The organism is Streptomyces sp. NPDC036984, assembly GCF_055607665.1.
Window position 1 is genome coordinate 126428 of record NZ_JBVJRL010000010.1, and the last position, 16416, is coordinate 142843.

19 protein-coding genes are annotated in these 16416 nt (G+C 72.7%); 12 read left to right on the forward strand and 7 right to left on the reverse strand.

Going from position 1 to position 16416, the window contains the following annotated elements; genetic code table 11:
• Positions 1-9: 9 nt before the first annotated feature.
• The 5 genes from ACZ7DL_RS20080 (at position 10) to ACZ7DL_RS20100 (ending at position 3782) form a co-directional block, all read left to right on the forward strand.
• Complete coding sequence (locus ACZ7DL_RS20080) at positions 10-717, forward strand: DUF4328 domain-containing protein (protein ID WP_470775555.1); 708 nt, start codon at positions 10-12, stop codon at positions 715-717.
• A 40-nt stretch (positions 718-757) separates the two neighbouring features.
• Positions 758-1423 (forward strand): SDR family NAD(P)-dependent oxidoreductase, encoded by a 666-nt coding sequence (locus ACZ7DL_RS20085; RefSeq protein ID WP_470775557.1) that lies wholly within the window; start codon positions 758-760, stop codon positions 1421-1423.
• A 100-nt stretch (positions 1424-1523) separates the two neighbouring features.
• Positions 1524-2471 (forward strand): MIP/aquaporin family protein, encoded by a 948-nt coding sequence (locus ACZ7DL_RS20090; protein ID WP_470775559.1) that lies wholly within the window; start codon positions 1524-1526, stop codon positions 2469-2471.
• A 177-nt stretch (positions 2472-2648) separates the two neighbouring features.
• Complete coding sequence (locus ACZ7DL_RS20095; protein WP_470775561.1) at positions 2649-2999, forward strand: hypothetical protein; 351 nt, start codon at positions 2649-2651, stop codon at positions 2997-2999.
• Between the two features lie 9 nt (positions 3000-3008).
• On the forward strand, positions 3009-3782 hold the full coding sequence (locus ACZ7DL_RS20100) for a hypothetical protein (protein WP_470775563.1): 774 nt from the start codon (positions 3009-3011) through the stop codon (positions 3780-3782).
• Positions 3783-3841: 59 nt separating this feature from the next.
• Here ACZ7DL_RS20100 and ACZ7DL_RS20105 read toward each other — a convergent pair whose 3' ends face one another.
• Positions 3842-4519 (reverse strand): L,D-transpeptidase, encoded by a 678-nt coding sequence (locus ACZ7DL_RS20105; protein WP_470775565.1) that lies wholly within the window; start codon positions 4517-4519, stop codon positions 3842-3844.
• Complete coding sequence (locus tag ACZ7DL_RS20110) at positions 4509-5027, reverse strand: SigE family RNA polymerase sigma factor (protein WP_470775566.1); 519 nt, start codon at positions 5025-5027, stop codon at positions 4509-4511. Before ACZ7DL_RS20110 ends, ACZ7DL_RS20105 begins: the two co-directional genes overlap by 11 nt.
• 158 nt (positions 5028-5185) lie before the next feature.
• On the opposite strand from ACZ7DL_RS20110, the gene ACZ7DL_RS20115 reads away from it, so the two are divergent.
• Together ACZ7DL_RS20115 and ACZ7DL_RS20120 are read left to right on the forward strand one after the other, a co-directional pair.
• Positions 5186-6220, forward strand: coding sequence for a L,D-transpeptidase (locus ACZ7DL_RS20115; RefSeq protein WP_470775567.1), 1035 nt, complete (start codon positions 5186-5188; stop codon positions 6218-6220).
• Positions 6221-6323: 103 nt separating this feature from the next.
• Positions 6324-7649 carry a M64 family metallopeptidase gene (locus ACZ7DL_RS20120; RefSeq protein ID WP_470775569.1) on the forward strand — a complete coding sequence of 442 codons (1326 nt, stop codon included), beginning with the start codon at positions 6324-6326 and terminating at the stop codon, positions 7647-7649.
• On the opposite strand, the gene ACZ7DL_RS20125 is transcribed toward ACZ7DL_RS20120, so the two are convergent.
• Positions 7646-8308, reverse strand: coding sequence for a peroxiredoxin-like family protein (locus ACZ7DL_RS20125; protein ID WP_470775570.1), 663 nt, complete (start codon positions 8306-8308; stop codon positions 7646-7648). The two genes, ACZ7DL_RS20120 and ACZ7DL_RS20125, sit on opposite strands and share 4 nt — an antisense overlap.
• 108 nt (positions 8309-8416) lie before the next feature.
• Between ACZ7DL_RS20125 and ACZ7DL_RS20130 the strand changes: the two genes are divergently transcribed.
• The 5 genes from ACZ7DL_RS20130 to ACZ7DL_RS20150 all read left to right on the forward strand — a co-directional run bounded on the left by ACZ7DL_RS20130 (position 8417) and on the right by ACZ7DL_RS20150 (position 12617).
• Positions 8417-8893, forward strand: a complete 477-nt coding sequence (locus ACZ7DL_RS20130; protein WP_470775572.1) for a hypothetical protein — start codon at positions 8417-8419, stop codon at positions 8891-8893.
• A gap of 85 nt (positions 8894-8978) precedes the next feature.
• On the forward strand, positions 8979-9560 hold the full coding sequence (locus tag ACZ7DL_RS20135; RefSeq protein ID WP_470775574.1) for a TetR/AcrR family transcriptional regulator: 582 nt from the start codon (positions 8979-8981) through the stop codon (positions 9558-9560).
• A 119-nt stretch (positions 9561-9679) separates the two neighbouring features.
• Positions 9680-10468, forward strand: a complete 789-nt coding sequence (locus ACZ7DL_RS20140) for a DUF5707 domain-containing protein (protein ID WP_470775575.1) — start codon at positions 9680-9682, stop codon at positions 10466-10468.
• Positions 10469-10574: 106 nt separating this feature from the next.
• Positions 10575-11153, forward strand: coding sequence for a TetR/AcrR family transcriptional regulator (locus ACZ7DL_RS20145; RefSeq protein WP_470775577.1), 579 nt, complete (start codon positions 10575-10577; stop codon positions 11151-11153).
• 147 nt (positions 11154-11300) lie between these two features.
• Positions 11301-12617: a C1 family peptidase gene (locus tag ACZ7DL_RS20150; protein WP_470775579.1), complete on the forward strand. Its 1317-nt coding sequence runs from the start codon at positions 11301-11303 to the stop codon at positions 12615-12617.
• A 67-nt stretch (positions 12618-12684) separates the two neighbouring features.
• Here the strand turns inward: ACZ7DL_RS20150 and ACZ7DL_RS20155 are convergent, their stop codons facing one another.
• From ACZ7DL_RS20155 to ACZ7DL_RS20170, 4 genes are all read right to left on the reverse strand, one after another.
• Positions 12685-13968: an NAD(P)/FAD-dependent oxidoreductase gene (locus tag ACZ7DL_RS20155; RefSeq protein ID WP_470775581.1), complete on the reverse strand. Its 1284-nt coding sequence runs from the start codon at positions 13966-13968 to the stop codon at positions 12685-12687.
• Positions 13965-14159 carry a ferredoxin gene (locus ACZ7DL_RS20160; protein WP_470775582.1) on the reverse strand — a complete coding sequence of 65 codons (195 nt, stop codon included), beginning with the start codon at positions 14157-14159 and terminating at the stop codon, positions 13965-13967. Before ACZ7DL_RS20160 ends, ACZ7DL_RS20155 begins: the two co-directional genes overlap by 4 nt.
• A gap of 51 nt (positions 14160-14210) precedes the next feature.
• On the reverse strand, positions 14211-15434 hold the full coding sequence (locus ACZ7DL_RS20165) for a cytochrome P450 (protein ID WP_470775583.1): 1224 nt from the start codon (positions 15432-15434) through the stop codon (positions 14211-14213).
• Positions 15435-15574: 140 nt separating this feature from the next.
• Entirely contained in the window at positions 15575-16237 is a 663-nt protein-coding gene (locus ACZ7DL_RS20170; RefSeq protein ID WP_470775584.1) for a TetR/AcrR family transcriptional regulator, read from the reverse strand.
• Positions 16238-16416 lie beyond the last annotated feature (179 nt).

Sequence of the window (16416 nt, forward strand, 5' to 3'; positions counted from 1 at the left end):
GATGAGCCCGTGAACGAACAGATGAACCAGGCCGTCGAGCAGTCGCTCGCACACCGGCCCGTACAGGTGGCCGGGCGGCTGGCGGTCGGGGGACTGCTGCTCGCCGGGCTCGCCTGGGCGGTACGCGGAGTGTGGGAGGCGCGGCTGGCGCTGGCCGGGGAGCCGGCGTCGGGCCCGCCGGACCAGGGGAACGGGGTGCACCGGCCGCTCAACGGGCTGGAGGACTCGTACCACTTCGTCACCGCCCTGGGCGGCTGCGCCGCCGTGCTCTGCGCGTTGCTCTTCCTGTCCTGGCTGTGGCGGGTGCGCGAGACCGCGCAGGCGCTGTCGGGGCAGGCGCCCAAGTACGCGGGGATCTGGGTGTACCTCGGGTGGATCGTCCCGGTCGTCAATCTGTGGTTCCCGCGGGGGATCGTCGTCGACGCGTTCCGGTGTACGGCCCCGGAGCGCAAGCCGCCCGTCTCCGTCGACGTGTGGTGGGGGCTGTGGCTGATCGGCATGCTCAGCGGGGTGGGGATCGTGTACCGCGACTCCACCGACGAGATCATCGCCCGCGCGTACACCGAGGTGTGGCCGCTGCTCGCCAGTGACGCGGCCGTGATCGGGGCGGCCGTCGCCGGGGCGTTCGCGGTGCGGGCCGTCACCGGCGCCCAGGTGGAACGCCTCCGGGCGGCGCGGGCGGTGCCGGCCGGGGCGCCGGCGGCCGCGGTGTCGTAGCCGGTGTGAGGTGCGGGCCCGCGCGGTACGGATGCCGGGCATGACCAGTATCGCCATCGTGGGAGCCGGGCCCGGGCTCGGTGCGGCCGTGGCCCGGCGGTTCGGACGCGAGGGGTTCGGCGTCGGGCTCGTCGCCCGGGACAGGGCACGGCTGGACGTCATCGCCGAGGCGCTCGCGGACGAGGGGATCACCGCTCGCGGGTTCTGTGCCGATGTGCGCCGGCCCGAGGAGCTGGCCGCGGCGCTCGCCGGCCTCGCCGGGGCCCTCGGGACGGTCGAGGTGCTCCAGTACAGCCCGGTCCCGCACCGGGACTTCATGCGGCCCGTGCTGGACACCGGCCACCGGGACCTGCTGGGGCCGATCGAGTTCTCGGTGTACGGGGCGGTGGCCGCCGTGCAGGCGGTGCTGCCGGGGATGCGGCGGCTCGGGCGCGGGACGATCCTGTTCGTCAACGGCGGGACCGCCGCCGTACCGCATCCCGAGCGGGCCGGGACCTCGATCGCCTTCGCCGCGGAGAGCGCGTACGGCCATCTGCTGCACGACCGGCTCGCCGGGGAGGGCATCCATGTCGCGCAGCTGGTGATCCCGGGGGCGATCACCGCGGGGCACGCCCGCAAGGACCCGGACGTCCTCGCGGAGACCCTCTGGGGCCTGCACCGGGACCGGCACGGCTTCCGCCACTACGCCGCCGACCTCGGCAGCTGACCCGCCGGGCGGGAGCGGCGGGAGCGTCACCCTGCGGGGAGTGACTTTGTGGGCCAATATGGTGATATTGGCCGCATTGCTCTCTTCAAAGGGGGCCTCCATGGCTGTGGACATCCCTCCGCTCGTCCGGCCTTCCCGGCTCAGAAGCCGGGGCGGGCTGCTGGGCGAGTGCCTGGCGGAGTTCCTCGGGACCTTCGTCCTCATCTCCTTCGGCTGCGGCGTGGTCGCGATGGCGGTCGCCGCGCTGCCCGGTTCGGGCCGGGCCGCCACCACCACCACGATCTTCCTCGCGGCCGGTGACTGGCTCCTGATCACCTGGGGCTGGGCCCTGGCCGTCGTCTTCGGCGTGTACGTGGCCGGCGGCATCAGCGGCGCCCATCTGAACCCGGCGGTGACGCTGGCGATGGCCCTGCGCCGCGGGTTCTCCTGGGCGAAGGTCCTGCCGTACTGGTTCGCGCAGGTCGTCGGCGCCCTCACCGGGGCGGCGCTGGTCTACCTCGTCTACCACAACGCGATCGACGCCTACGACCACACCGTGCCGGGGCCGAAGGTCAACGGACACACGAACGCCACGTTCTCCATCTTCGCGACCTTCCCGGCCCCCTACTTCCACGGCGGCATCTGGGGGCCGCTGATCGACCAGATCGTCGGCACGGCCTTCCTGCTCATGCTGATCGCCGCCGTCATCGACCTGCGCAACCAGGCCGTGAAGGCCAACCTCGGGCCGCTGATCGTGGGCTTCGCCGTCGCCGCCATCGGCATGTCCTTCGGTGCCAACGCCGGCTACGCCATCAACCCGGCACGTGACTTCGGGCCGCGCCTGTTCACGTACGCGGCGGGATGGGACAGCCTGGCCTTCCCGGGGAGCGTGTCCGGCGCGTTCAGCGCCTATTGGTGGATCCCGATCGCCGGGCCGCTGATCGGCGGCATGATCGGCATCCTCCTGTACGACCTGTTCATCGGTGACGTCCTGCTCGTCCGGGCCGAGCTGGCCGAGCTGCCCGAGCCGGGACGGTCGACTCCGGTGCGGACCAGCGACGAGGAGTGAGACCCGGCGGGTCCCGCCGCGGCCGGGTGGGCGCCGCCCGCCGGGAACCGCGGGCGCCGGTCACCCGGCGCTGTCCGAACTCACGTCCGTCCCGGCCAACTCGCTTGGCAGGAAAAGGCGTTCGCGCATCCTCCGGTCCGCTACTCTGCTGCCCCACCGTGCCGACCAGGAGACAGCGTGAGCGTGTTCGACCAGCGGGGCCAGAACGTCACCACCCAGTACAACGTGGCCTTCGGTGCCGACTACGGCAACGCGGCGAGCCGGGAGGAGCTGCTGAGCCGGCTCAGGTCCTTCGCCGAGGAGATCGGCCGGGCCGAGGAACACGGCGTGCTCGACGAGGAGACCGCCGCCGACGTCCGGCACGAGATCAGCCAGGCCACACAGGCCGCGCAGCGCCCCGACGCCACGGCGGACGCGGTGGGCCGCAGGCTGAGCCGCGGCCGGGCGATCCTCGCGGGCATCGGCTCCGCCGCCGGCCTCGCCACGGCGCTGAGTTCCCTCATCGCCGCGCTGCCCGGCCTCTTCTGAGAAGCGGTCATGTCCGAGTTCGATCAGCGGAACCAGAGCATCCGCACCCAGACGAACAACTACTACACGGTGCCGCCGCTGCCGCCCGGTCCGCCCGGACCGCCGGGTGGCAAGCGGCGCACGTGGACGGTGGTCGGGGCGGCCGCCGCCGTGGCCGCCACCGTCGCCTTCACGGTGTATGCGGTGAAGTCCGGCGGGGACCACTCCTCCGGCTCTGCCGGCGACTCCGCGCACGGCAGCACGGCGAGGCACACGCCCGGCTCGTCCGCGGCCGCCGCGAAGCCCACGCCGAGCCCGGCGGCGGCAAGCCCCTCCGCCTCCCCGGTGTACGAGGTCGAGCACACCGGAAGACTGCGGCTCACCGCTCCCGACGCATACTTCGTCGTGGACTTCGACGCCCAGCCGTGGGTGGTCCCGCTCACCGACGAGGAGTACACCCAGCAGACCGAAGAGGAGAGGGCGCGCTACGAGCTGAACTACCGCAACCCTCTCTGGGGCTACCTGTCACCCGACGGCAAGCGCGCGACGGGAGTCCTGCCCTCGGGGGAGACGGCCACCGCGGCCTCCTGCGTCGAGGCCGCGGGTACGGCTCCGCTGGCCTCCACGCAGATGCAGGACGTCACCGAGGCGAAGACGAACGAGGTGGTCGAGGGGGCGACCCTGTGCACCGTCACGGACCAGGGCAGGGTGGTCGCCTCGAAGGTCACGCAGATCTTCCATAAGGAGGCCGTCGCGGCCCCCGTGATCGCCATGGACGTCACCGTGTGGAAGGCCGCCGGCTGATCCGGGCGACCACGTGAACCCGGCGGCAGACGCCACCCGGAGACACCTCACCCGCCGGCTCAGGTGCCGCTGCCGGTGATCGTGACCCGTGCGCCGACGGTGGTGTGCTCGTACAGCCAGCGCGCGTCGGCGGTGCGCAGGCCGATCAGGCCCAGCGTCGACGGGCGGCGCCCGGGAACGTCGGCCGTGCCGTCGGCGCCGTAGAGGAAGTGCTGTTCGCCCCGCGGGCCCTGGAAGGCCAGCACCCAGTCGTGCTGCTCCACCTCACCCGTCGGCGAGGAGCTGAACCGCACGCTGCGCAGGCGCTCGGTGACGCGGCCGACGGAATCGTCGCGGAACGGCTGGTTCATGCCGGGCGCGGAGATGGCGAACGTCCGCCTGCCCGCCCGGAGTTCCAGAGTGGTCAGGTCGATCCTGACGTCCCGGACGGTGCCGTCCTCGGGGGACGGGGGCGGCGCCGGAGCGGTGGTGGAGGCGGTCGCCGCGGGCGGGTGCGCCGGCCGCTCGGCGGAGTCCAGCAGGGCCGTACCGGCGAGGACGGCCGAGCCCGCGACGACGAGCCCCGCCGCGGCCAGCCCGGCCCGGCGGGTCCGGCGGCGTGCCGCGGCCCGGCGCCGCACGGCGGCACCGGAGCCGGGGGCGGAGCGCCGGCCCTGGGCGGCCACCTCGCGCAACGCGGTGGTCAGCTGGTCGGCCGGCTCCCCGGACGCGGCCGGGAGCGACGGGTCATGAGGCATGCGTGGCCTCCTTCGTCCCGGTCATGGTCTCAGCCTCCTCGGGCGACAGATGGCGGGCGAGGGCGGCGCGGCCGCGGGCCAGCCGTGCCTTGACCGTCCCCACGGGCGAGCCGGTCTCCGCCGCGATCTGCTCCACGCTCAGGTCGCACACGTGGTACAGGACCACGGCCAGCCGCTGTGGCGGGGGCAGTTCGCGCAGGGCGGCGACCAGGGCGACGTGCTCGGGCCCGGGCCCCGGGGTCTGCTCCGGCGGGGTGTTCCCGCGGACGAGTTCCAGCCAGCGCCGGGCCCGCCGGAAGCGGCTGACCGCGAGCCGGGTGGCGACCGTGCGGATCCACGCCTCGGGCGCCTCGGCCGCGTCGAACGACGCACGCCGGTCCCAGGCCCGGACGAAGGCCTCCTGGACGACGTCCTGCGCCTCGGCGTGGTCGCCGGTGAACGCGTACAACTGCCCCACCAGGCGCGGGAAGGCAGCCGCGTAGAAGGCGTCGAACTCCTCCTCGGTCATCGGCCCCCCATCCCCGTGTGGAGAGGTGATCCTACGGGTCGGACCGGGCCCGCCGTCCGCCCGGACAGGGAAGCCGTGGAATTCCCCGAACCCGGATGCAACCCGGCCCCACTGCGGTGCGTAGAGACCACGACAGCACACACTTCAGGGGGAATTCCGTGTCCACGCACGACTCGACCAGCAACCGTTCGCACCGCCCGGCCGACGACCGCCCGCACCACCCGGCCGTCCGTCACCCGCGCCGCGCGCGGACCGTCGCCGGCGCCCTTGCGGCGGCCTGCGCGCTCGTACTCGCGGCGACCGGCTGTGCGGCCACCACCTCGTCGGCCGCGACCGAGCCCACCGGCCGCACCGGCACGGGCGGGGCCACGCCCACCGCCGCGCCCGGCCGGACCGCGTCCGCCGCCCCCGAACCGGCCGTCCTCGCCGAGGCCAGGGTGAACGTCGGTGAGGGTGCCACCGTCGGCGTCGGCATGCCGATATCCGTCACCTTCCCGCACCCCGTCCCCGCCGCCCAGCGCGCCGAGGTCGAGCGCCGGCTCACCGTCGGCACCGAGCCCGCCGTCGCGGGCGCCTGGAGCTGGGTCAAGGACCGCAATCTGCTCGACGGACAGCGCGTCGACTACCGCCCCCCGGCGTACTGGAAGCCCGGCACCCGCGTCACCCTGCGCGTCGGCACCAAGGCCGTACGGCACTTCACCATCGGCCGCTCCCTGACCGCGACCGTCGACGTGCGCGCCCACACCATGACGGTCCGGGAGGACGGCAGGCCCGTCACCCGGATCCCGGTCACCGCCGGCCGGCCCGGTCTGGACACCTGGAACGGCACCATGGTGGTGCTGGACAAGCAGCCCAAGGTCTACATGGACTCCCGGACCGTCGGCCTCGGCGACGCCTACCACGGCTACTACGCCTGGGCGGTGCACGTCACCACGTCCGGCACCTACGTCCACCAGAACCCCAACGCCGACACCAACGCCGGCCGGGCCAACGTCACCCACGGCTGTGTCGGCCTCGCCACCGACGGCACCGCCGAGCGCTTCTACCGGCGGGTCATCCCCGGCGACGTCATCCGCGTCACCGGCTCCAAGGAGATCGTCGAGGCCGGCAACGGCTACGGCGACTGGAACCTCACCTGGTCCGAGTGGCTCGCCCACAGCGCGGTGCGGCACGGGAGCGCCGGCACCGAGTGATCGGGTGCACTCAACTTGCTTTTCGGTCTTGCCTGTTCGCGTCCGCGCCCCTAAGTTAAGCGCGCCATTAAATGCACTTAACTTAGCACTTAGCGAGGTCGCCGTGCCGCACCGCGCAAGACCGTGTACACGCTGGATCAGCGCCGCCGCAGCCGCTCTCGCCGCCGTGGCGGCGCTGGCCGGGGGAGCGGGTTCGGGGACGGCCGAGGCGGCCGCCCCCGCGCAGCGCACCCAGCACGTCGAGTACTTCCCCGGCCCCGGCGGCGAGCCCCGCCAGGTGACCGTCCCGGTGCACCCGGCCGGGCACGGCCCGGCCGCCCACCGCTCACCGCGGGAGGCCGCCGAGCCGGCGGTGCGGCGGCTCCAGCGGACCGGACCGGTGTCCGGGCGGCTCGACCTGGTGGTGCTGGGCGACGGCTACACCGCCGACGAGCAGGGCGAGTTCGCCGCGGACGCCGAGGAGAAACTGGACGCGATCTTCGGTGTCGAGCCGTACCGGAGCTACCGGGGCCTGTTCAACATCTGGCTGGTCGACACCGTCTCCGCCGAGTCCGGTGTCTCCGGCGACCCCACGGCCGACGTCGTGAAGGACACCGCGCTGCGCTCCGCCTTCTTCTGCGACGGCCTCGAACGCCTGCTGTGCGTCGACACCGACGCGGTCGCCCGGTACGCCGGCCTCGCCCCGGACGCCGACATCGTCTTCGTCGTCGCCAACTCCGCCAAGTACGGCGGCGCCGGCTACTCCACCGCCGACCTGCCGCCGGCCTCTCCTTTCCACGGCGTGGCGACGATGTCGTCCGACAACGACCGGTCGTACCTGATAGGCGCCCATGAACTGGGCCACTCCATAGGCAGGCTGGCCGACGAGTACCAGTACCCGGGCTACGGCGCCTACCCCTGGGCCGAGGAGCCCGCCGCGGCCAACCTCACCCTCCCCCGCGACCCGGCGGCGGCGAAGTGGCACCGCTGGGCGGGGACCCAGGACCCGACCGGCTCGGTCGTCGGCACCTACGAGGGCGGCGGCTACTACGAGACCGGCATCCACCGCCCGACCGACACCTCCCTCATGCGCACCCTGGCCTCGACCGAGTTCAACGTCGTCGGACGCGAGGCGATGATCGCCGGCTTCTACGCCGACGCGGACGCGCTGACCTCCTCCGTCCCGACCGCCGAGCCGGTGCGCGGGAACCGGCCGATCACGGTCCGCCTCGCCCCGCTGACCGGCCTCGCCGACCTCCGCCTCACCTGGTACGTCGACGGCAGGGAGATCCCCTGGGCGGCCGGCGCCCGCGCGGTGACACCCCACGTGCTGGGTGTCCGCGGCCACGGCCACTCGGTCACGGCGACGGTGACCGATCGCACGGCGGCCCTGCGGGACCCGGCGGCGCGCGCCCAGGCGTCCAACTCGCTGACCTGGACGGTCCGTTAGGCGCTGCCGCAGTCCAGGGCGTCGAGGGCCCGGAGGATGTCGGCGGGTTCGGCGCGGGTGGTGTAGTCGGTGTGCACGAAGGCCCAGCGGATGGTGCCGGTCCGGTCGATCACGTAGGTGGCCGGTATCGGCAGGGTGCGCGGGTGGCCGTCGTTGACGCGCTGGAGGTCGAAGCCCAGTTCGTCGTAGACGGCGGCGAGGTCGTCGGGCAGGTCGAAGGCGAGGCCGTACTGCCGGGCGGTGTCCGAGCCGAGGTCGCTGAGCACGTCGAAGGCCAGGTCGTGCTTCTCGGCGAGGGTGAGGGACTCGTCGGGGATCTGTGGCGAGACGGCGACGAGGCGGGCACCCCGGGCGGTGATGCCGGCGTGGTGCCGCTGGAGGGCGCGCAGGGCGATGTTGCAGTACGGGCACCAGGCGCCGCGGTAGAAGGTGAGCACCACCGGGCCGGTGGCGAGCAGGTCGTCCAGGGCCACGGTGCGGCCCGTCGCGGAGGGCAGGCGGAAGCGCGGGGCCCGGTCGCCGGCGGCGCGGGCGCGCTCGGCCTGCCCGGAGGCGGCGAGATCCCGGTCCGCCCGCCGCATGACCTCCCGTATCTCGGCGGGGATCTGCTCCTGGCGTGCCGCGTAGAAGGTGCGCAGTTCGGTGGTGAGGCTGGTCATGGTGGGTTTCCTCCGGATGGTGGCCGGCTCGGACCGCACTACTTGAAACGATCGTTCCAAGATACGGGGGAGCGCGGCCCCGCACCAGGGCTGGAGAGAATGAGCCGCATGGCTGGAGACAAGGACGCAGCGTTCACATTGCCGCGAGGCGCCACGGGCTTCTTCCGGCCGGAGGACGGGCCGCCACCGGAAACCGACCCGCGGGCGTTCCGGGCGGCGCTGTATGCAGCCGCCCGGGCGGCCAAAGGCCATGTGGGCGAGATGGAGGAACAGACGTACCCTCGTACGTTCCACACCGCGACGGTCATCGAGGGCGCAGGCGAGTGCGTCGTCCTGTGTCACGCCCACCACCCCTGGATCGCATTCGCTCAGGAGCGCCGGGACTGGTACACCGAGGAGTTCCTCGCACCGCCACCGTGGGCCCATGTCTTTGCCGACCTGGGGTTCGCAGTGCTTGATCGCGCGCAGCTCACTCTGTCGCTCTCGGACATCGACACCTCGGTGCTGACCCAGGGCGAGTGGCGCGAAGTTCGCCTCTACGGCATCACCACATTGGGCGGAGTGCTCTTCAACGCATGGGACTGATGGCCAAGCCCGAATCGGCCAACGGCATCGGGACGCGCCGCGGTATCTTGGAACCAGTATTTCAAGATGGCAGGTGAGCTGACACATGCCGGACGTCAAGCACTTCGATCCGGACGCGGCCCTGGACACCGTGATGCTGCTGTTCTGGCGGCAGGGCGCGGCCACGACCGGGATCCAGGACGTCGTGACCGCGACCGGCCTCAATCGCTCCAGCCTGTACGCGACCTTCGGCGGCAAGCAGGAGCTGTACCTCGCCGCGCTGCGCCGCTATCTGGAGCGGCGGTCCCGTCCGATGTTCCGCCGGCTCGCCGAGGACGACCGGGGACTGCCCGCCGTGGCGGACTTCTTCGACGGGCTGATCCGGGCCCGGTGCTCGGGCGAGCACGCCCGCTGGGGCTGCATGGCCGCCAACGCCCACGCGGGTGCCGAGAACGGCGACCCCGGCGTACGCGCCGTCCTCGACCGGCACCACCAAGAGCTGCGCGACGCCCTGTACGCGGCGCTCACCACGGCCGAGGCGAAGGGGCAGCTGGCCGAGGGCACCGACCCGGCGGCCGTGGCGGACCTCCTCGCCCTGCTCGCCTACGGCGTCAACCTGCGCTCCCGCGCCGGCGCCGACGCGCGGACCCTGCGCGGCACGGTGACCGCCGCGCTGAACTCGCTGTGACGTTCGGGTCCGGTGGTGCGCTGGGGAGAGCGGGCAGTCCGTGCGGCCGCTGTGCCCGCCGCACCTGCCCCGCCGCGCCCCGCGGCGACTTCCTGCTCTTCGCTCCGTGAAGGAGATACATGCGCAAGCGCGCTGCCTCTGCCGTGCTCGGTGCCGTCGCCGCGCTGGCCGGCCTCGCCGTCCCCGGTGCCCACGCAGAGGGAACCCAGGGTGATGTCCGGATCGCCGACGTGGCGTTCGAAGGCAACCCCGACGTCGTACTCGACATCTACGACAAGACGGTCACGGTGTCGGGGACGTTCACCCACCCGTCCGGCATCCAGGACGCGGACTTCGTCCTGTGGCGCGGACCGGACGGAGCCAATCCGTACCAGACCTATGACGACCGCATCGTGTCGAACCAGTACTACGTCCACGCGGACTGCGAAGCCACGAGTGCCACCACCTCCACCTGCTCGCAGACGTTCACCTTCGAGCCGGACTGGACGCTCACGAACGCCTCCGCCGGTACCTGGAAGGTCAGCGTCCAGGGGGTCGCCGACGACGACAGCTGGACCCACACGCCGGACTACACCACGACCCGACTCCAGCGGGAGTCCAGGCTCACCGTGAACGCCGGTCCGGAGCCGGTCGCCAAGGGCGGGGCCCTCACCGTCACCGGCAAGCTCAGCCGGGCCAACTGGGACACCCTCGACCACCGGGGATACGCGGGCCAGCCGGTCCGGCTCCAGTTCCGCAAGGCGGGCACGACGGCCTACACCACCGTCAAGACGGTGTACACCTCCGGCACCGGCACCCTGTCGACCACGGTGACCGCGGCCGAGGACGGTTACTGGCGCTGGTCCTTCGCCGGCACCTCCACCACCCCGGCCGTCAAGGCGGCCGGCGACTTCGTGGACGTGCGGTAACCGCGGCCGCACCCGGTTTCCCGGCCGCCCCCGCTCCCCCTTGGGGGCGGGGGCGCCGCCTTGTCACCAACGGCCTGGTGTACCGAATGGTATGTACGATTAACGCATGAGCAAGAAGGAGGCGTTGACCCGGGCGGCGGGCGAACTGCTGTGGGAGCGGGGGTACACGGGGACCAGTCCGGCCATGATCCTGGAGCGTGCGGGGGCCGGGCAGGGGAGCATGTATCACCACTTCTCCGGCAAGGCGGACCTCGCGGTCGCGGCCATGGCGCGCATGAGCGAGCAGCTGCGCGCCCGTACGGAGGAAGCCCTGGCCGGGGACGGGCCGGCCGTCGACCGTCTCAATTCCTTCCTCGACCTGGAGCGCGACCCGCTCGCGGGCTGTCGTATGGGCCGGCTCGCGCAGGACCACGAAGTGGTCGCCGACGACGTCCTGCGCGCGACCACGGCGGACTTCTTCACCTGGCTCGGCCGGCGCCTGACCGAGGTGCTCACGGAGGGGGTGCGGGCCGGCGAGTTCCGGCCCGGCACCGACCCGGACCTGATGGCGTCACTGATCATGGCGACGGTCCAGGGCGGCTATGTCCTGGCCCGCGCCCATCAGGACCCCGCGGCGTTCCGCCGGGCGGTCGACGGCGCGCGCCAGGTCGTGGCGGGTCTCGCGGCCGGCGCCGGCCGGGGCTGAGGGCCCGGAACCGGCGCTCGGTGCGCCGTTGACGGTGGTTGAACGGCCGTGCGACGGTGAAGGCGCGCTGCACTCTCCCCGGGGAACTGGAGGCGGACCGCCGTGACCTTCGCACCCGATGGCTCCCGCCAGGCCATGGAACGCGGTTTGACACCGGATCAGCTGGAGCTGTTCGAGAAGGAGTTCGCCGCTCGGCCGGTCAACCGGCTGATGCAGAACGCCGTCACCCAGACACCGGTGGACGACGTCGCCCTGGACCGGCGGATCCTCACCGGCATCGACCACTCCGTCTCGCACCACCTCGACGACTGGAAGGTCACCAACCAGAAGCAGAGCGGGCGTTGCTGGATGTTCGCCGGGCTCAACCTGCTCCGGGTCGGCGCCGCGCGGAAGCTGGGCGTACAGGACTTCGAGTTCTCCCAGAACTACCTGCTCTGGTGGGACAAGTTCGAGCGGGCGAACCACTTCCTCGAAGCGGTCATCGACACCTCGGACCGGGACTTGGACGACCGTACGGTGGCGCATCTGCTGGCCGACCCGATCAGTGACGGCGGGCAGTGGAACATGTTCGTCGCGCTGGTCGCCAAGCACGGCCTGGTCCCCAAGTCGGCCATGCCGGAGACCGACAGCTCCTCCTCCACCCGGGCGATGAACCGGGCCCTGAAGACCCTGCTCCGCCAGGGCGCCCGCGATCTGCGCGGGCAGGCCGCCGAGGGAGTCGCGGCCCAGCGGGAACGCAAGCGGGAGGTGCTCGCCGCCGTCCACCGGGTGCTCAGCATCCACCTCGGCACGCCTCCACGGCGGTTCCTGTGGCAGTGGGAGGACAAGGACAAGGAGTTCCACCGCGACGGCTGGCTCACCCCGGCCGAGTTCGCCGCCTCGTACGTGCGGCTCCCGCTGGACGAGTACGTCTGCCTGGTGCACGACCCGCGCGAGTCGAGCCCGGTCGGCCGCACCTTCACCGTCGAGTACCTGGGCAATGTCGTGGACGCCCCGCCCGTGGTCTATCTCAACGCGCCGATCGGGCTGCTGAGGCGGCTGGCCATGGAGACGGTCGTCGGCGGCGAGCCGGTGTGGTTCGGCTGCGACGTGGCCAAGATGATGCGCGCCGACGCCGGCGTCTGGGACGCCGGTCTCTTCGACTACGCGGCCGTCTACGACACCCCCTTCACCCTGGACAAGGCCGCCCGGCTGCTGCACCACGACACCGAGATGACGCACGCGATGCTGTTCACCGGCGTGGACGTGGTGGACGGCAGCCCGCGCCGCTGGCGGGTGGAGAACAGCTGGGGCGAGGAGAAGGCCGACAAGGGCTTCTGGACCATGAACGACTCGTGGTTCGGTGAGCACGTCTTCGAGATCGCGGTACGGCGCTCCGCACTGCCGCCGGACCTGGCCGCCGCCCTCGACCAGCCGCCGATCGTCCTCCCGGCCTGGGACCCCATGGGCGCCCTGGCCCACTGAGGCCGCCGCGGGTGCACGACGGACCGGCGCCGGTGTGCTCCGGCTCCGGCCCGCCGTGACGTCCCCGTCAGCGGCCGGCCAGGACGGCAGGCTCCAGGGCGTCCGCCAGCCGTGCGGCGGCCTCCGGCCAGGGCATGGGGGCGGCGGCCACGGCACGCAGGGCCCGTGCCTGGCGTGGCGCCAGCCCGATCGACAGGGCTCCGGTGACCAGGTCCCCGGTGCCGTACAGGGCGGCCAGCCGCAGCGGATCGCCGTCCCGGGCGAGCACCTCGATCCGGTCGGCGCCGGCCAGGACACCGTAGCCCTGGATCTTGACGTCGTACTGGTCGGACCAGAAGTACGGCACCGGAGTGAACGGACGCCGCTCGCCGAAGCGTTCGGGGTGCAGTTCGGCCAGGAGGTTCCGGGCGGCGGCCAGCCCCTGTTCGGCGGCGTTCATGCGGTGTTCCATCCGCAGGTGCCGCCCCAGGACGGGGTGGTACCAGCGGGCGACGTCGCCCGCGCCGTACAGCCCGGGGGCCGCCGCGCAGAACTCGTCGCACCCCAGGCCGTCCGAGAGGTCCAGGCCCGCGGCCGCCGCGCCGGGGCCGCGCAGCCAGTCGACGGCCGGGGCGGAACCGATGGCCAGGAGGACGTCGTCGGCCTGCACGGTGGTGCCGTCGGCGAGGACCACGCCTGCCGCCCGGCCGGCCTCGGCACGGATGCCGGTGACCGCCTGCCCCGTGTGCAGGGTGACGCCGTGGGCGCGGTGGAGACCGGCGAGGAGCCGGCCGGTCTCGGCGCCCAGGACCCCTTCCAGCACGGTGCCTCGGGCGCAGAGAAGGGCGACGTGGTGGCCGAGCCCGCGTGCCACGGCGGCGGCCTCGGCACCGAGCACACCGCCGCCGACGACGGCCAGCCGCCGGCCGGGCGTGGCGAGGCGCCGGCGCAGGGCGAGGGCGTCGTCCAGGGTGCGCAGGACGTGCACCCCCTCGACCCCCTCGGTGCCGGGCAGGGCCCGGGGCGTCACCCCGGTCGCGGCGATGACGCCGGCGCAGCGCAGCACGGTGTGCGCGTCGTCGCCGAGGGCGAGGGTGCGGTGGACGGGGTCGTAGGAGACGGCCCGGGTGCCCAGGCGCAGGTCCAGGGCGAGGCCCGCGATCCGGCCGGGATCGCGCAGCGCCGTGCGCTCCGGCTCCCAGGCGCCGGAGAGGACCTGTTTGGACAACGGTGGCCGGTCGTAGGGCAGGTGGGGTTCGTCGCCGATGAGGGAGATCTCCCCGTCCCAGCCCAGGCGCCGCAGCCCCTCGGCCGCGGCCAGGCCGGCCGCGGCGGCGCCGACGACGGCGATCCGGGGGCGGCCGGTGCTCATTCCCGCACCTGGATGGCCGCGGCCGGACAGACGGTGGCGGCCTCCCGGACGGCGGCGTGCCGGCCGGCGTCCGGGGCGCTGTCCAGCAGGACGACGATGCCGTCCTCGTCCCGCTGGTCGAAGACCTCGGGGGCGATCAGCACACACTGGCCGGCGCCGCAGCACTTCTCCTCGTCGATGGTGATCTGCATGGGTGGTTCCTTCGGTGACGGCGGGTGATGACGTGGGGGAAGGCCTCCCGGTCACCAGGTGACCGGGAGGGCGTGGCAGCCGTAGATGACCATGTCCGTGCGGAAGGGGATCTCCTCGACCGGTACGGCGGGACGCATGCCGGGGAAGCGGCGCAGCAGGGTGCTGATGACCACCTGGAGTTCGGCGCGGGCCAGGGACTGGCCGAGACACTGGTGGATTCCGTACCCGAACGCGACGTGGTGCTGGGCGTTGGGGCGGCAGATGTCGAGCCGGTCCGGGTCGGGGAAGACGTCCTCGTCCCGGTTGGCGGAGGGTACGGCGACGATGACGCCCTCGCCCTGACGGATCAGCTGTCCGCCGACCTCGACGTCCGCCAGGGCGGCGCGCCGGGGGCCGTTGCGGATGATGCTGTGGAAGCGGAGCAGTTCCTCGACGGCGCCGCGGACGAGGGAGGGGTCTTCGCGCAGCCGGTCGGCGGTCTCCGGGTCGAGCATGAGGGACAGGGCGCTCAGGCCGATCATGTTGGCCGTCGTCTCATGACCGGCGATCAGCAGCAGCACGGCGAACGCGACGACGTCGTCGTGGGTCAGTTCGCCCCGCGCGTACTGCTCGGTGACGAGCCGGCTGATCATGTCGTCGCCCGGATCGGCCTTCTTGGCGTGCACCAACTCGCTCACGTAGGCGAACAGTTCGGCGCGGACGGGCGCCCGCTGCTCCTCGGTGAACTCCCGGGACAACAGCGTTCCGGTCAGCCGCTGGAAGGTGTCGTGGTCCTCGTAGGGCACGCCCAGCAGCAGGCTGATGGCGAGGGAGGGCAGCGGGAGCGCCAGGGCTTCGACCAGGTCGACGGGGTGCTCGGAGCGGTCGACGCGCTCCATGGCGTCGCACAGTTCGTCGGTGAGTTGCTGGAGGGTGGGGCGCATCGCCTCCACCCGCTTGACCATGAACTCGCGGGTGACCATGCGGCGTAGCCGGGTGTGCTCCGGCGGGTCCATGCGGATGAAGCCGCGCATGGCGCCCGGACGCGGCTGACCGCCCGTCATGCCGCTGACCGGGAAGCCGGGCGTGGAGTTGTCGGAGCTGAAGCGCGCGTCGCCGAGGATCGCCCGGACGTCCGCGTACCGGGTGGCGAGCCAGGCCCAACTTCCGTCTTCGAGGCCGACCTTGGTCAGGGGTTCCTCGATCCTCAGCCGGGCGAGTCCCTCGGGTGGGTCGAAGGGGCAGCCGGACGGCGGGCGGGAAGGCAGTGGCGGAAGCGGCGCGGTGATGGTCATACCACTCCTTGTGGGGGGAGGGCCTTCGACTAACGACTGTTAGCTTACGACCGTTTCCTTAGGGTGCGATGCGACCGTGATCGAAGAAGAGGTGAAGGAAATCGGGTGAAGTGGTGGACGAGGCGAACCGCGGGTGCGGGTCAGCGCTCCAGGAGCAGGCCGAGCAGTTCGTCCACGAACCGGTCCAGCCGGGCGGTGTCCTTGCGGCGCGGCATGACCTGCCACAGGGTGACCCGGCCGTGCAGCGCGCACCACAGCAGATGCGGGGCCTCCGGGCGTGTGCCCCGCACCCGCCAGCCGGCCTCCTCGCAGCGGGTGAGCGCCCGGCTCAGACCGCGCAGGAGCAGTCCCGCCGGGTGGCCGTGCAGGCGCTCCTCGTCCACCGGGGTCTGCCATGTCTCGCACATCAGGCGGTACTTCGCCGGGTTCGCCACCGCGAAACGGCAGTACGCCCGCAACCGGGACCGCAGCCGTTCCAGCGGGTCGTCGGCGGGCGCCGAGGCATCGGCCTCGGCCATCAGGGCGGCCAGCCGCTCGTAGTGCTCCTCCAGCACCGCCCAGACCAGTTCGGTCTTGTCGGAGAAGTGCCGGTAGATGCTCGGGGTGGCGATACCGACTTCCCGGGCCACCGCGCGCAGCGACAGGGCGTCCTCGCTGCCCACCTTCTCCAGCAGACCCCCGGCGGCGCGCAGAATCTCCTCGCGCAGCCGCTCGCCCTGACCGCGCGGGTTGCGGGTACGCGCCGTCCGCTCCGGAGGGGCATCGGCGCAACTGTCGAGGTCCCGCTCGGACTCGGTCACCACCGTCCCACCTCCCTCACGTCCGGACACGGCCACCGCGGCCGCCGATCCGGTGGACCGTTCGCCCATCCGCGCGCCAGCCGCCCCGAACCGTACACGACACCGGTCACCGCACCACCAGGGCCGGCCGCGGCGACGGCAGTCGTGTCGACCACATCGAAGACCGGCCATCTGACCGGCCC

Excerpts from the sequence above, each read along its gene's own strand:
- ACZ7DL_RS20085 (WP_470775557.1), top strand. The coding sequence starts at position 758 with ATGACCAGTATCGCCATCGTGGGAGCCGGGCCCGGGCTCGGTGCGGCC.
- ACZ7DL_RS20125 (WP_470775570.1), bottom strand. The coding sequence starts at position 8,308 with ATGACCAGCCTCACCACCGAACTGCGCACCTTCTACGCGGCACGCCAG.
- ACZ7DL_RS20160 (WP_470775582.1), bottom strand. The coding sequence starts at position 14,159 with ATGCAGATCACCATCGACGAGGAGAAGTGCTGCGGCGCCGGCCAGTGT.
- ACZ7DL_RS20145 (WP_470775577.1), top strand. The coding sequence starts at position 10,575 with ATGAGCAAGAAGGAGGCGTTGACCCGGGCGGCGGGCGAACTGCTGTGG.
- ACZ7DL_RS20135 (WP_470775574.1), top strand. The coding sequence starts at position 8,979 with ATGCCGGACGTCAAGCACTTCGATCCGGACGCGGCCCTGGACACCGTG.
- ACZ7DL_RS20140 (WP_470775575.1), top strand. The coding sequence starts at position 9,680 with ATGCGCAAGCGCGCTGCCTCTGCCGTGCTCGGTGCCGTCGCCGCGCTG.
- ACZ7DL_RS20100 (WP_470775563.1), top strand. The coding sequence starts at position 3,009 with ATGTCCGAGTTCGATCAGCGGAACCAGAGCATCCGCACCCAGACGAAC.
- ACZ7DL_RS20155 (WP_470775581.1), bottom strand. The coding sequence starts at position 13,968 with ATGAGCACCGGCCGCCCCCGGATCGCCGTCGTCGGCGCCGCCGCGGCC.
- ACZ7DL_RS20090 (WP_470775559.1), top strand. The coding sequence starts at position 1,524 with ATGGCTGTGGACATCCCTCCGCTCGTCCGGCCTTCCCGGCTCAGAAGC.
- ACZ7DL_RS20105 (WP_470775565.1), bottom strand. The coding sequence starts at position 4,519 with ATGCCTCATGACCCGTCGCTCCCGGCCGCGTCCGGGGAGCCGGCCGAC.
- ACZ7DL_RS20110 (WP_470775566.1), bottom strand. The coding sequence starts at position 5,027 with ATGACCGAGGAGGAGTTCGACGCCTTCTACGCGGCTGCCTTCCCGCGC.
- ACZ7DL_RS20165 (WP_470775583.1), bottom strand. The coding sequence starts at position 15,434 with ATGACCATCACCGCGCCGCTTCCGCCACTGCCTTCCCGCCCGCCGTCC.
- ACZ7DL_RS20130 (WP_470775572.1), top strand. The coding sequence starts at position 8,417 with ATGGCTGGAGACAAGGACGCAGCGTTCACATTGCCGCGAGGCGCCACG.